The organism is Liquorilactobacillus sicerae (genome assembly GCF_029916425.1).
Taxonomy (GTDB): Bacteria; Bacillota; Bacilli; order Lactobacillales; family Lactobacillaceae; genus Liquorilactobacillus; species Liquorilactobacillus sicerae.
In genome coordinates this window covers 1-13,556 of sequence record NZ_JAHAVQ010000012.1, presented here as the reverse complement: position 1 = coordinate 13,556, position 13,556 = coordinate 1, and the positions used below count along the sequence as shown (strand labels likewise).

Annotated in this window: 12 protein-coding genes and 1 riboswitch; of the genes, 11 read left to right on the top strand and 1 reads right to left on the bottom strand. The window is 37.4% G+C overall.

Annotation, left to right across the window (positions count from 1 at the left end):
- The first annotated feature begins 39 nt into the window (after positions 1 to 39).
- The 5 genes from KH893_RS08375 to KH893_RS08355 all read left to right on the top strand — a co-directional run bounded on the left by KH893_RS08375 (position 40) and on the right by KH893_RS08355 (position 4,831).
- Positions 40 to 1,221, top strand: a complete 1,182-nt coding sequence (locus KH893_RS08375) for an MDR family MFS transporter (RefSeq protein ID WP_281165704.1) — start codon at positions 40 to 42, stop codon at positions 1,219 to 1,221.
- Between the two features lie 70 nt (positions 1,222 to 1,291).
- Positions 1,292 to 2,035 carry a threonine/serine exporter family protein gene (locus tag KH893_RS08370; RefSeq protein ID WP_281165703.1) on the top strand — a complete coding sequence of 248 codons (744 nt, stop codon included), beginning with the start codon at positions 1,292 to 1,294 and terminating at the stop codon, positions 2,033 to 2,035.
- A gap of 14 nt (positions 2,036 to 2,049) precedes the next feature.
- Positions 2,050 to 2,487 carry a threonine/serine exporter family protein gene (locus KH893_RS08365; protein ID WP_281165702.1) on the top strand — a complete coding sequence of 146 codons (438 nt, stop codon included), beginning with the start codon at positions 2,050 to 2,052 and terminating at the stop codon, positions 2,485 to 2,487.
- Between the two features lie 190 nt (positions 2,488 to 2,677).
- Positions 2,678 to 4,120: an ABC transporter permease gene (locus KH893_RS08360; protein ID WP_281165701.1), complete on the top strand. Its 1,443-nt coding sequence runs from the start codon at positions 2,678 to 2,680 to the stop codon at positions 4,118 to 4,120.
- 30 nt (positions 4,121 to 4,150) lie between these two features.
- Positions 4,151 to 4,831: an ABC transporter ATP-binding protein gene (locus KH893_RS08355; RefSeq protein ID WP_281165700.1), complete on the top strand. Its 681-nt coding sequence runs from the start codon at positions 4,151 to 4,153 to the stop codon at positions 4,829 to 4,831.
- A gap of 80 nt (positions 4,832 to 4,911) precedes the next feature.
- On the opposite strand, the gene KH893_RS08350 is transcribed toward KH893_RS08355, so the two are convergent.
- Complete coding sequence (locus tag KH893_RS08350) at positions 4,912 to 5,964, bottom strand: LCP family protein (RefSeq protein ID WP_281165699.1); 1,053 nt, start codon at positions 5,962 to 5,964, stop codon at positions 4,912 to 4,914.
- A gap of 288 nt (positions 5,965 to 6,252) precedes the next feature.
- Here KH893_RS08350 and KH893_RS08345 point away from each other — a divergent pair, with 288 nt between their 5' ends.
- From KH893_RS08345 to serS, 6 genes are all read left to right on the top strand, one after another.
- Entirely contained in the window at positions 6,253 to 6,975 is a 723-nt protein-coding gene (locus KH893_RS08345) for a zinc-ribbon domain-containing protein (RefSeq protein ID WP_281165698.1), read from the top strand.
- 3 nt (positions 6,976 to 6,978) lie between these two features.
- Positions 6,979 to 7,494, top strand: a complete 516-nt coding sequence (locus tag KH893_RS08340; protein WP_281165697.1) for a GNAT family N-acetyltransferase — start codon at positions 6,979 to 6,981, stop codon at positions 7,492 to 7,494.
- A 28-nt stretch (positions 7,495 to 7,522) separates the two neighbouring features.
- Complete coding sequence (locus KH893_RS08335) at positions 7,523 to 8,044, top strand: Rrf2 family transcriptional regulator (protein ID WP_281165696.1); 522 nt, start codon at positions 7,523 to 7,525, stop codon at positions 8,042 to 8,044.
- A 117-nt stretch (positions 8,045 to 8,161) separates the two neighbouring features.
- Positions 8,162 to 9,847 (top strand): acetolactate synthase AlsS, encoded by a 1,686-nt coding sequence (gene alsS, locus KH893_RS08330; RefSeq protein WP_281165695.1) that lies wholly within the window; start codon positions 8,162 to 8,164, stop codon positions 9,845 to 9,847.
- Positions 9,848 to 9,873: 26 nt separating this feature from the next.
- A riboswitch (Lysine riboswitch) is annotated at positions 9,874 to 10,053 on the top strand.
- A gap of 131 nt (positions 10,054 to 10,184) precedes the next feature.
- Complete coding sequence (locus KH893_RS08325) at positions 10,185 to 11,639, top strand: amino acid permease (protein WP_281165694.1); 1,455 nt, start codon at positions 10,185 to 10,187, stop codon at positions 11,637 to 11,639.
- A gap of 285 nt (positions 11,640 to 11,924) precedes the next feature.
- A complete protein-coding gene (gene serS, locus KH893_RS08320; RefSeq protein ID WP_281165693.1) occupies positions 11,925 to 13,193 on the top strand; it encodes a serine--tRNA ligase in 1,269 nt (422 codons plus the stop codon).
- Positions 13,194 to 13,556: the final 363 nt, after the last annotated feature.

Sequence of the window (13,556 nt, the reverse complement as noted above, 5' to 3'; positions counted from 1 at the left end):
AGGAGTCAAATCTTGCTCCGGTTTTTTTTGGAGGAAAATATGAGGCAGCAAAAGCAATTAAAGCTTAACTGGCTTTTACTAGGTAGCTTACTAATCAGCACTGGAACCAGTTTTATTTGGCCTTTGACAACAGTTTATATGCATGATTATTTGCATCAAACTTTGTCTTTAGCTGGAGTAGTTTTGCTGATCGAGTCAGTGGTTATGATTGTTGGAAGTTACTTTGGGGGTTATATTTTTGATCATTTGCATTTTCATTTTTGGCTGCAAGCAGCTTTAGGTTTATCGATCGTGTCCATGTTTTTATTGATTTTTTTCAATGGCTGGCCAGCTTATCCAATTTTATTGGTTTTGAATGCTTTTGGTGGATCGATTGCTAATACAATTATTAATTCTTTAGCAACCTTGGTTCAAGGAAAAGACTCACGCTATGTTTTTAATATGTTGTATTTTATGGCTAATATAGGCGTTGTTTTAGGAACAATGTTGGTTGGAACAGTGATTAAGTATGATATTCGCTTAGTTTTTGTGATAACGTGGATTCTATTTATTATTTTTTGGTTGGTAGCGCAGTTTCATTACAATGTTAAAAAGCCTCTCGATGTTAAAAATTCGCAAAGCCAGCTTGCAATTACTAAAGTGAAAACTGCTCAACGTAATATCTTAATGATCGGTAGTTTATTATTAGTTTATCTTTCAATTGAAATTGGCTATTCGCAATGGCAAAGCAACTTATCAATTTATATGCAAGGCTTAGCTATTTCACTCCAAAAGTACAGTTATCTTTGGACGATAAATGGAGCCTTGATCGTTATTTTGCAACCAATTTTAAATTATTTTGAAGAACATTATCACATTAATCAATTCTATAAAGCTTTTAGTGGTTTTATTTTATTTGGGATTGCCTTTATTTCGTTGATTTTCGCTAAAGATTATTTGCATTTTATTATTTCAATGACCTTAGTGACCTTGGGCGAAGTAATTGTATTTCCAACAATTCCGGCGTTAGCGGATCGGTTAAGTGCGCCAGCCGAAAAAGGCAAATATCAAAGCTTTGTCAGTGTTTCAGGTTCACTCGGCCATGCGATTGGACCACTGCTTGGCGGGGTTATTATCGATTTATTATCATACCAATTCTTATTTATAGTAATGACAAGTCTTGTAATTATTACGACTTTGATTTGTTTGGCAATTAAATTCATGTTATTTACTGAGCAATGAGCAATTATCAATTGCAAATTTAGCCACTTTATAAGATAATTTGCCCAAAGGATTCAGGAGGACAATAAAATTGCAACGGTATGATTTAATTATTGAAACGGTTTTATTAGCTGGCAAAATTATGATTGAAAATGGGGCCGATATGGCACGAGTCGATGATACTTTGAAACGAATTGCCCGCAACTCGGGAATTGAGCAGCCTAAGATTTTTGAAACAACCACGGGAATTTTGATGTCAATTCCAGAAAAACGTTCATCACAAGTTGAACCAATTCAAAAGCGGACGATCGATCTAGAAAAAGTATCTTTGGTAAATCAAAACTCGCGAGCCTATCAAGCTGGGAAAATAACTTTAAAAGAATTGCATGACAATTTGATTAAATTAAATATTTCAACGCCGTTCTTTTCTTTTTGGCTCCAGTTATTGGCAGCAGTTGTTGTTAGCTGTACCTTGCTTTTAATGTATGGTGGCAAATGGCAAGATCTTTTAGCGACGGCAATTGCCAGTGGACTAGGTTATAGTTGTTACTATTTTATCAATAATCATTTGAAGATTCGCTTCGTTAGTGAGTTTTTGGGTTCGTTTTTGATTGGATTGATCGCCGTTTTAGCAGTTCGTTATCATTGGGGTCTCGAAGTTAACATGATAACGATTGGCGGAGTTATGCCGTTAGTTCCGGGAGTGCCGATTACCAATGCAGTTCGTGATATTTTTGCTGGTCATTTGCTAAGTGGAAGTGCTCGTGCTTTAGAAGCTTTTTTAAGTGCTTGTGCGATAGCAATGGGAATTGCGTTTGTTTTTCGATTTATGTAAATGAGGATTGAAAGATGACTTATTTAGTGATGCAGATATTTTGTTGCTATTTAGCAACTTTAGGTTTTGGGATCATTGTTAATATTCCGCATCGAGCCTTGAATGCTTGTGGCTGGGTTGGAGTCCTGGGCTGGATGACTTTTTTAGGGTTGCGGATGATCCAGGCGGGGACGATTTTGTCCAATTTGTTGGCAGCTTTGATGATTGGGCTCAGCTCGATGGTTATGGCCAAAAAATTAAGAATGCCGATGATTTTATTTAATATTCCCAGTTTAGTCCCGTTAGTTCCAGGTGGTCAGGCCTATAATGCTGTTCGAAGTTTTGCTTTTGGTCATGATCTACAAGGAATTGATTATCTAGTTCAAGTATTGATGATTGCTGGTTCGATTGCAATGGGTTTCTTTATTGCTGAGCTGGTTGCACGGGCATATTTTAAGACTGTTCTCAAATAATTAAGACTTTTTAACACAGATTTAAACGGCTGACAAAAATCTTGTCAGCTTTTTTAGTGGATTTAATAACTTTTCAAAAGTAATCTGGTATTTGATCGCAAAAAATTCTCAAAAACTTCAAAGCTTTTCTCTATGCTTAAAAATATCAAATTAAAGCTCAACAGAAATGATAATAGTTGGAGGATAGAAGATGAATTTTATAAAACGTGCCTGGCTGAATGTGATCCGTAAAAAAGGTCGAACCTTATTATTGATTTTGATCATGTCAGCAATTTTGTTGTTTGTTTTTGCCGGTTTACTGATTCAAGAAGCAGCTTCAAAAGCCGTCGATAATGCTAAACAAAGTGCCAATGCAACAGTTACTTTAAGTGCTAATCGGAGTAATGCTTTTAGACAGTTACGTAAAAACAAGCAGCAAAAAAGTCTAACTTTTTCAAGTGTAGATTTGAAAACTGTCAGAAAGATAGCTAAATCAAATTATGTGAAAAACTATAATACTTTGAATAGTACTAATGGAACGGCTAAATCGTTCAAAGCAATTAAAACCACCACAACTAATCAGCAAGCTGGTCCAATGGGATCAAAAAACAAATCTAATAGCAGTTCAAGCAGTTTGTCATTGTCTGGAGTAACTTCTACTGCACTAACCTCAGATTTTTCTGATGGAACTAATAAGATAATTTCTGGACGTGGTTTAACAGTTAATGATCAAGGAACAAATCATACAGTCATTGAAAAACAATTGGCTAAACAAAATGATTTGGCAGTCGGTGATCAAATTAAAGTCAAAGTTTCGGGTGAGATTGTTAAACTGAAAATTGTTGGAGTTTACCGAGCAAGTTCTGCATCAACGAGTCAAACGCAGCCACAAATGAGTGATCCAGCAAATACTCTTTATTTATCAAGCAGATTTGTTGGTAAATTGAAGGGAACATCACAAAAAGTTGATTCAGTCAGTTTTACAATGACAGATCCAGCTAAAGCATCAACCTTTATTAAACAAGCGAAAAAATTAATTAATACGACCAAATTTTCTTTAAGCACAAATGATGCTGTTTATCAGACCATGTTAACGCCATTAAATAATATTAAGAGTTTCTCACAAAAAATTATTTGGTTAGTTTGTATTGCGGGCACAGCTATTTTGACTTTGCTAGTAATCTTAATGGTGCGTGAGCGGCGTTATGAAGCAGGTGTTTTGTTGGCACTTGGTGAAAAGAAAACTAAAGTCATTTGGCAGTTTTTTACCGAGCTATTTTTAGTAATGCTTGTTTCCTCCGTGATTGCATTGATCGGTGGTAAATATGCAGGCAACTTGATGTCCAAACAGTTGATCCAGCAAACAACTACTCAGACAACATCGGTTGGTGGTAGTAGTCAGACTGGAGGAATGCCAGGAGGCAGTAATTCCCAAGGAATGAGCCAAGGAAATCTCAAGGGACAAAAGCAACCAACTCAAGGCCAAAGCAATACGACAACAAGCCAAAAACAGTCATCAACTTTAAATTTGAAGATCAGTGTTAAAAATGTTCTTGAACTTTTAGGCTTTGGCTTACTGATTATCTTTATTGCAGTGATTTTAGGTACAATCAATATCTTACGCTGGCCACCAAAGAAAATTTTAACAATGTAAACCGATTTAATATGATCTGGAGGGATTAATTTGCTAAAAGTTGAAGACTTAACTTATCGATATCCAAAAAGTGACAAAAAACTATTTGAACATGTCAATTTAGAATTTGATGCTGGCGAGTTATATGCAATCGTTGGCCGCAGCGGGGCAGGTAAAACAACTTTCTTATCATTGCTGGCCGGTTTAGATGTTCCAACTAGCGGCAAACTTAAATATCAAGAGAAAATGGTCACTGCCAACAATTTGTCAGAGTATCGCCGCAAAGATGTTTCGATGGTTTTTCAAGCATACAATCTATTTGATTATATGACCGTTATGGAAAACATTCTAACGGCTATGGAACTGACGGGCTCAAAACATCGCCATGATCGTCAGTATGTTTTACAGCTGTTGGCTAAAATTGGGCTTGACAGACAGTTGGCAGATAAGAAAGTAGTTTTCTTATCTGGAGGACAGCAGCAGCGGGTAGCAATTGTGCGAACGATGTGTTGCGATGCTCAATTAGTATTAGCTGATGAACCGACTGGTAACTTAGATGAAGATAACACCAATGAAGTTATTAATCTGTTTAAAAAATTAGCGCATGAAGAGAACCGTTGCGTGATTATCGTAACTCATGAGGCTGAGGTTGCTCGAAATTGCGATGTCCAAATTGAATTACGTCAGGGACATTTTAACGTTCAAAGAAATCTTTGTCGTTCAGGCAAATAAAAAATTAAGAGGCTGGAAAATTTTAATTTTCCAGCCTCTATTGTTGTGTGCTCGGGATAGGTGACTCGTCTTGGAATTGATTAATTCTTAGAAGTAGTGTTAATTTTGTTTGAGCTGCTTAAAGTACTGCCAGTGGTTGCTGCTTGAAGATCTAAAGCTTGACGCAATTCATTAGTAACTCGCTGTTTTTCAGTTTCATGAACAGATTCAAAAGACGTCCCATCAATTTCGTCTTGTTCTCCTTGGGCATGATCAGAGCTGATATTTCTTGAGGTATGGCGATAATTCAACGCCAACATTTCAAAATCCTTAAAAGTTAGATCAGTTTGTAATTGTTTGCTGATTTCATCGAAAAAAGATGTTGACATCAGATTTTTCAAATTACCAGCTTTATGAGCAATTGCTGCCAACACCTGTCGTTGCCGTTGCTGTCGGCCATAATCCCCTAGTGGATCGCTATGACGCATGCGGACATAAGCCAAAGCACGTTTACCATTCATGGTTTGAACAGCACCCTTTTTAAAAGCATAACCACCATAATTGAAAGTCAATAGCGATTTGATTTTTACTCCGTCAACTGCATTGACCAAATTTTCCAAACCGCCCATATTAATTGTCATGTAAAAGTCGATTGGAACATTTAAATATTTCTGCACAGTTTTAACAGCTGTACCCGAACCACCATAATCATAAGCCGAGTTTAATTTACTTGGGAAATAATTTTCGAAACCATAAACTGCAACTAGAGCATCTCTCGGTAAACTAACCAGAGTTACCTTTTGTTTCTTGGGGTTTAAAATGGCGACGATCATTGTATCAGTCCGACCTTTAAAGTTTCTGCCTAAAGCGCCAGTATCAGTTCCCATTAATAAAATTGAGATTGGTTTCTTTTCACGCAATAATTGCTGAGGGTCTCGAGCTTTAGAAATTTTGGCAGAATTATAAACTTTATCGGCAGTTTTCTGAGCTGTTTGATAGAGTTGATCAAGATGATGAAAGAAAAAGGCACTAAAAACTACAAAAATCAAAATGATAAAAAAAGAAATCAGCCGAGCTTTTCGCTTACGTTTGATGCTATTTTGTGAACGAGTGCGTGCTGAGGTTGCTGCTTGATTTGGATCAGATGTTGGCATAAAAAGACTCCTTTGGCCTTAGCATACAATTGATATCTTATCATAAATAATTGCAACTGCTAATCTTCAGGCAAAAATTAAACTATAATGTAATTAGGTACCTTGGATAAACAGCAAAGATTAGTCTAACAATCAAGGCTTAATTTAAGGTATAATGTTTCTTAATGATAGCCTGAGGTCAAATAATCTTTATCTTTCATGTTACCGCAAAAAGGCTGAACATATTAGAAACTTAATAATTATTTTATTTACTCTGCTAGTTTTAGTAAGAAGGAGTTATTGACTTATATGAAATATTGTCAAAGATGTGGCCGCAAAATTGAAGAAAATGTCAAGGCTTGTCCTTATTGTGCGGTTTTACAGGAACAAAAGCCGGCAGAAACTAAAAATTGTAAGAAATGTCAGAAAAAGATTCCGGTAAATGCTAATTATTGTCCTTTTTGTGGAGCAGATCAAGCGTTTTTCTATTACCAAGCGCAACAACCAGATGCTGCTCAACCAAGTGAAAAGCCGACAACTGAATCTAAACTAATAGATTCAGCTTCCCATCATCATTCACAGTCAGAAACAGCAGCGGAGGTCAAGTTACCTAAGAATGAATCTGTTCATCCTGGTTTAAAAGTTTCAACTCGACTGTTGATTCATGATACTTTTAAAGTTTCCAAGCGAATGGGTCGAGCAGATTATTGGTGGGCATTTTTGGGCCTTAACTTAATGTCTTTAGTTGTTGGAATGATCCTTGGCTTAGCAATTACAGCAATTAGTCAGTTTATGCCTAATTTAGTTGATCCAACTTTTCGGTTAATATTAAGCGCGTGGATAACTTTTGTTTATATTACAATCACCACAGCTCAAGTGCGTCGTTTGCATGATTGTGGCTGGTCTGCTTGGCTGATACTGATGAAATTTATTTTTGCTTTAGGAGATTTATTTATCATTTTTGCCATGGTTCAGCCGCAATCCTTGAAAAATCGGCAATATACTTTTAAAGAAAAAACAAATAAGAGGTAATTAATGGACAAAATTGTAACTAAGCGCTTGGTCCTTAGAAAGGCGACTTTAAAAGACTTAACAGATATTTTTGAATATGCTTCTAATCCACAGGTTGCTCAAGCAGGTGGCTTTTTATGTTGTCAGACAAAACAAGCAGCTTTGAAATTCGTTCAACAATTAGCCTCTTCTGAAAGCTGGGTATTAGAGGAAAGAAAACAAACTAAAGTGATTGGTAATCTTTGTTTATATGAAACTGTAAACAAAGAAACAGCTCCTGACCAGAAGAAAAAGCTCTTAGGTTATGCGCTTAACCCTAAGTTTCAAAATCAAGGCTATATGACTGAAGCAGTTGCAGGAGTAATTGATTGGGCTGCCAATCAAAAAATTGAACGGATCGATGCCTTTGTTTCATGGAATAATCTGGCTTCACAATGCGTTTTAGAAAAAAATGGTTTTGAAATTCAGGACATTTTTAAGTCGTTATGGGGATCAAATTTAGTGATCAAAAAATTTATTGCCTTTCACAAAGTGATTTAGTTGAAATTAATTTTAAAGGAATGATTTTATGCAATTAACAAAAGGATTCGAACAGGCAGCCTGCATTATTGCTTTACTGGCGACACAAAATCGACAGATTCCAATTTCTTCTCAGGTGATCCATGATCGGGTCAATGGCTCGCAAAGTTATTTGCAGAAACTCTTGCGTAAGCTGGTAATCGCAGGACTAATCACGTCAACTTCTGGTAATAACGGCGGCTTTTCGTTGGCTAAAGATCCGAAAAATATAACCTTGTTAGAAATTGTTGAAGCAACTGAAGGAGAAATTAAAACTTACCCTGATCTTGGTTTCATCGATTTAGTTTTTCGTGATTTTCGGCCGTTGTCACAAGAGGCAACACATGTAATTAATGAAGCTTTTCACCAAGCTGATTTGCGCTGGGGCCAGTATTTGCAAACTAAAACTGTTTATCAAATCATTGTTGATACTTTTGGTAGTACCAAGATCCCACTGATTGATTGGAATGATCCGCAAAACGAGGCTAAAATAGTTCTGCCTGAGATTCAGAAATTAAGAGTTCAAAAATAAATTTGGTTGCCAATTTAAATTAATTTTTTCACAACAGTTTTTGATGGTAAGATTAAGAAGTGCAATACTCATTTAAAACTTTTGCGGATAAAGATAACTTTGGAGGTAAGTCGGCCAATGACAGAAAATAATAAAGATTATTACGGGGCAGATGCAATTGTTGATAGTTTGATCAATCATGATGTTAAATATGTTTTTGGAATTCCGGGTGCTAAAATTGATCGAGTTTTTGAAAGGTTAGCACATCCATCAGATGCGAAGGCACCTAAGTTGATTTTGACACGTCATGAACAAAATGCAGCGTTTATGGCCGCAGGAATTGGCAGAATTACTGGCAAACCGGGAGTTGTACTAACCACTTCCGGCCCTGGTGCCAGCAACTTGGCAACAGGTTTAGTAACGGCAACAGCTGAAGGAGATCCGGTTTTGGCTATTTCTGGTCAAGTGCAACGGACGGACCTTTTACGTCAGACGCATCAAAGCATGGCCAATTCTTCACTATTTGCCCCAATCACTAAATACAGTGCCGAAGTTCAAGATCCAGAAAATGTTTCTGAAGTGATAGCTAATGCTTATCAAGCAGCAGAAGCGGGCAAACAAGGTGCTGGCTTTGTCTCAGTTCCACAGGATGTTACAGATGCACATGTTCAGACCAAAGTAATTAAGCCTTTAATTGCCCCAAAGCTTGGCCCAGCTAGTCCAATTGAGTCAACTTTGTTATCGCAACGAATTAAGACAGCAAAATTACCAGTTTTGTTATTAGGAATGCGGGCTTCCTCACCAGAAACAACTAAAGCGATTCGAAATTTGATTGCTGAAACACATTTACCAGTTGTTGAAACCTTCCAAGGTGCCGGAATTATTCCGCGTGAATTAGAAGCTGACTTCTTTGGCCGTGTTGGACTTTTCCGCAATCAGCCAGGTGATCGATTATTAAAAAAGAGCGATTTAGTGGTTGCAATTGGTTATGATCCGATTGAATATGAACCACGTAACTGGAATGCAGAAGGTAAAGCGAATATCGTTGTGATTGATACGATGCCTGCTGAGATCGACAAGAATTTTCAACCAGAAAGAGAATTGATTGGTGATATTGCTCAGACCCTTGATTTCTTGTTGCCTTATATGAAGGGTTACCAAGTTCCAGTTGAATCAGAAGAATATTTGGCAAAGCTGCATCAAAAATTTGAAGAGCGTGATGCTGCACCAGCAGTCAAAAAGGACCAGGTTTTAAATCATCCATTGAGCGTGATCCGCGCTTTACAGTCACGAATTACTGATGATATGACGGTTACGGTTGATGTCGGTAGCTTTTATATTTGGATGGCACGTCATTTTAGAAGCTATGCCCCACGTCATCTATTATTCAGCAATGGGATGCAAACATTAGGTGTAGCTTTGCCGTGGGCGATTTCGGCGGCTTTAGTTCGACCGAATACTCAAATTGTTTCAATGTCTGGGGATGGTGGCTTTCTGTTTTCTGCTCAAGATTTAGAAACAGCAGTGCGGTTAAACTTAAATATTGTTCATATTATTTGGAATGATGGTTATTATGATATGGTCAAGTTCCAAGAAGAGTTGAAATACGGTGAATCCGGTGGAGTTAAATTTGGCCCAGTTGATTTTGTTAAGTATGCGGAAAGTTTTGGTGCGACTGGCTTGCGGGTTACCCAGGCAGCTGATTTAGGCCAAGTTTTGGATCAAGCATTTGCGACTAAGGGACCAGTAATTGTGGATATTCCAGTTGACTACAGCTTCAATCAGGGGCTTGGACAACAGATTTTGGATGACCAGTTGCATTAATTGGATTTTTAAGTATAATTTAATAGTTATCGAAAAGAGGTTGCGGATGATATAAGTAGCTGCAGTGAGATGATAAAGCATCGCTGACCTACAGTTAAAGGAGACTCCGCCGAAGTTTGAATTTGCTTTATAATTTTCAAGCTGGGATCTGATTGAAAAAATCAGGAACTGTCGCAATTGATAGATTGCGGAGCGCTGTCGAGTTTGACTTAATTTGTTAATTTGAAAGAAGTCTTGCTGATCGTGATCCAGTAGGGCTTTTTATTTTTAATTAAAATTTGTAATTAGTAAATTGCGCTTGGTTGGCCTCTAAGTTATTCAAGGAGGATTTTGGAAAATGGAAGGTAAGATTCAACATGTTAGACGAGCACTGAAGACCAGACACTTATCAATGATTGCTTTAGGCGGCAGTATTGGAACCGGTCTGTTTGTAGCTAGTGGTTCAGCAATTTCGACTGCTGGACCCGGTGGCGCTTTAGTTGCTTATACGGGAATTGGGCTAATGGTCTATTTTTTAATGACCAGTTTGGGGGAAATGGCAACTTATTTGCCAGTGACCGGCTCATTTGCTGTTTATTCGGGTCGTTTCGTTGATCCAGCTTTGGGCTTTGCAATGGGTTGGAATTATTGGTTTAATTGGGCAATTACTCTAGCAGTCGATGTTAGTACGGTTTCTTTAGTTATGAAGTTCTGGTTGCCTAATGTTCCAACTTGGGTTTTCAGTGCAATTGCATTGCTCATTATCTTTTTGATTAACAGCTTTTCAGTCTTATCTTTTGGTGAAACTGAGTATTGGTTGGCATTGATCAAAGTGGTGACGGTCATTATTTTCTTGATCGTAGGTTTACTAACAATTTTTGGAATTATGGGGGGACATGCAGTTGGTTTAGAAAACTTTGCTTATAAAAAGGCTCCCTTTGTTGGTGGTATCCCAACCATTCTAAGCGTTTTTGTCGTTGCTGGTTTCTCTTTTCAAGGAACAGAGTTGATTGGCATTACTGCTGGCGAGTCGGCTACTCCTGAAAAAAGCATTCCGCAAGCGATTAAACAAGTTTTTTGGCGAATTTTATTGTTTTATATTTTATCAATTTTTGTAATTGCTTGTTTGATCCCATATACTAGTCCAAATCTTTTAGGCTCAAGTGCTTCTGATATTACGATCAGTCCATTTACATTGGTCTTTCGTCGTGCTGGGCTGGCTTCGGCTGCTAGTGTCATGAATGCTGTGATTTTAACATCAGTTTTATCAGCTGCTAATTCTGGAATGTATGCCTCAACTCGGATGTTGTATTCCTTAGCTCGTCATGGTGATGCACCAAAGGTTTTTGGACGCTTAAGTCCAAGAGGAATTCCGTTTCCTGCTTTGTTGGGAACAACAGTAGTTGGCTTGTTTACATTTTTAATGAGTATTTTTGGGACACATATTTATACTTTTTTAGTAAGTGCTAGTGGTTTGACTGGTTTTATTGCCTGGTTAGGAATTGCCATTTCACATTATCGTTTTCGTTTAGCGATGAAAAAACAAGGACGCTCACTTTCTGAACTACGATATCGAGCTAAACTATTTCCTTTTGGGCCAATTTTGTCGTTTGTTTTGTGTGTGTTAGTCATTATTGGTCAGGATTTGAAGTCGTTTGAAAATCTTGATTGGCAAGCAATTGGTGTCAGTTATATGAGTGTGCCATTGTTTTTGATTTTGTTTTGCTACTATAAAATTCGCTATCGAACTAAAATGATTCCATTAGATAAGGTTGACTTAACACCACATGATTTAAAAAAAGAACAGCAATAGTTGACGCTTAAACTTCAGTATGGTAGCATATAGCATAGAAATTACAAACACGAGAGTCCGCCATAAGTAAGCTTTCAAGAGATGTGATGGTTGGTGAAAATCACAGTGCCGAAACTCCAGCGGGTGTTATGTGGGCAGATAATACTGCACGGGAGACCGTTATTATTAGAGGGTAGTGATTTTGATCGCTAAACTTGGGTGGTACCGCGGATCTAAGACTTTTTCGTCCCATTTTATAGATGGGATGAAAAAAGTCTTTTTTATTATTTTAGGAGGTAGATTAGAGTGCTTGATATCAAAAAGATTCGGCAAAATGAAGATGAAGTAAAAGAACGTTTAGCAACTAGAGGAGTCAAATTTGAGACGATCGATGAATTGCTAGCGGAGGATAAAAAACGTCGGGAGTTAGTTGTTGAAAGCGAAACTCTGCGTCAACAAAAAAATGAAGTCTCAGAAGCAATCGCTCAGGCTAAACGTAATAAACAAGATGCTAGTCAGCAAATTGCTCAGATGAAGCAGGTTGGTCAACAAATCAAAAAACTCGAAGATAATTTAAAGGAAACTCAAGCAAAGGTAGAATATATTGTTTCACGATTGCCTAATTTGCCAAATCCATCGATTCCGGTGGGGCCAGATGAAAGCTTCAATGTTGAGTTAAGAAAGATTGGAACACCACGCAAATTTGATTTTACTCCTAAACCGCATTGGGAGATCGGCGAAAAGTTAGGGATTCTGGATTTTGCCAGAGGAGCCAAAGTTGCCGGCAGTCGGTTTGTTTACTATAAAGGCTTAGGAGCAAAACTTGAGCGGGCAGTCTACAATTTCATGTTAGATGAGCATACAAATGAAGGCTATACAGAGATTCTCCCGCCATATATTGTTAATGATGCCTCAATGTATGGTACTGGTCAATTTCCTAAATTTAAGGAAGATGTTTTTCAAGTTGAAGGACAAGATATGACTTTGATTCCAACAGCTGAGGTTCCGTTGACGAATTATTATCGGGATGAGGTTATTCCAACTGAACAGTTGCCAGTCTATTTTACGGCTCTAACACCATGCTTTCGTTCTGAGGCTGGTAGTGCTGGTCGTGATACCCGGGGATTGATTCGGATGCATCAGTTTAACAAAGTTGAAATGGTAAAATATTGCAAGCCAGAGGATTCCTATGGTGAATTGGAGAAGATGACTAAGAACGCTGGCGATATCATGGAAAAATTGGGTTTACCATACCATATTATTACCCTTTCAACTGGAGATATGGGTTTTTCAGCCGCTATGACGCATGATCTTGAAGTTTGGATCCCGGCTCAAAATATGTATCGTGAAATTTCAAGCTGTTCTAATTGCGAAGATTTTCAAGCTAGACGTGCTCATATTCAATATCGTGATGAAAATGGTAAACTCAGATATGTGCATACCCTTAATGGTTCTGGCTTAGCAGTTGGTCGAACAGTAGCTGCAATTTTAGAAAATTATCAAAATCAAGATGGAACTGTCACTGTACCAGAAGCTTTGCGTCCATACCTTCATGGACTTGAGATAATTAAATAGTTTTGTCGTAGTGCTAAAAAAGCAGTCTGGTTAAGGTTGCTTTTTTTGTTTGAGAAAATTTAAAAAAGTTATTGACGATTAGATGAATAGTTGGTATTATATTCATTGTTGTTGATAAGGAATCCATTCCTTAGAGATATTTTTTTCACATTAGAATTAATTAAAAAAGTTTTTTCTTGACTTTTTATTAACAAAGCGTATAATTAATTCTTGTATCATGTGGATTTTGATAATTTGGTAGACCTTTGAAAACTGAACAAAGTTTCGATAAACAAATGTGCAGGGCCTTGAAAAAGGACAACATTTGCGAAGTCAATTCGCTAGTAATAAATTTGAGTCACAAACTTTAAAATGAGAGTTTGA

Excerpts from the sequence above, each read along its gene's own strand:
- KH893_RS08325 (WP_281165694.1), top strand. The coding sequence starts at position 10,185 with ATGGAAGGTAAGATTCAACATGTTAGACGAGCACTGAAGACCAGACAC.
- KH893_RS08375 (WP_281165704.1), top strand. The coding sequence starts at position 40 with ATGAGGCAGCAAAAGCAATTAAAGCTTAACTGGCTTTTACTAGGTAGC.
- KH893_RS08345 (WP_281165698.1), top strand. The coding sequence starts at position 6,253 with ATGAAATATTGTCAAAGATGTGGCCGCAAAATTGAAGAAAATGTCAAG.
- KH893_RS08350 (WP_281165699.1), bottom strand. The coding sequence starts at position 5,964 with ATGCCAACATCTGATCCAAATCAAGCAGCAACCTCAGCACGCACTCGT.
- KH893_RS08360 (WP_281165701.1), top strand. The coding sequence starts at position 2,678 with ATGAATTTTATAAAACGTGCCTGGCTGAATGTGATCCGTAAAAAAGGT.
- alsS (WP_281165695.1), top strand. The coding sequence starts at position 8,162 with ATGACAGAAAATAATAAAGATTATTACGGGGCAGATGCAATTGTTGAT.
- KH893_RS08340 (WP_281165697.1), top strand. The coding sequence starts at position 6,979 with ATGGACAAAATTGTAACTAAGCGCTTGGTCCTTAGAAAGGCGACTTTA.
- KH893_RS08365 (WP_281165702.1), top strand. The coding sequence starts at position 2,050 with ATGACTTATTTAGTGATGCAGATATTTTGTTGCTATTTAGCAACTTTA.
- KH893_RS08335 (WP_281165696.1), top strand. The coding sequence starts at position 7,523 with ATGCAATTAACAAAAGGATTCGAACAGGCAGCCTGCATTATTGCTTTA.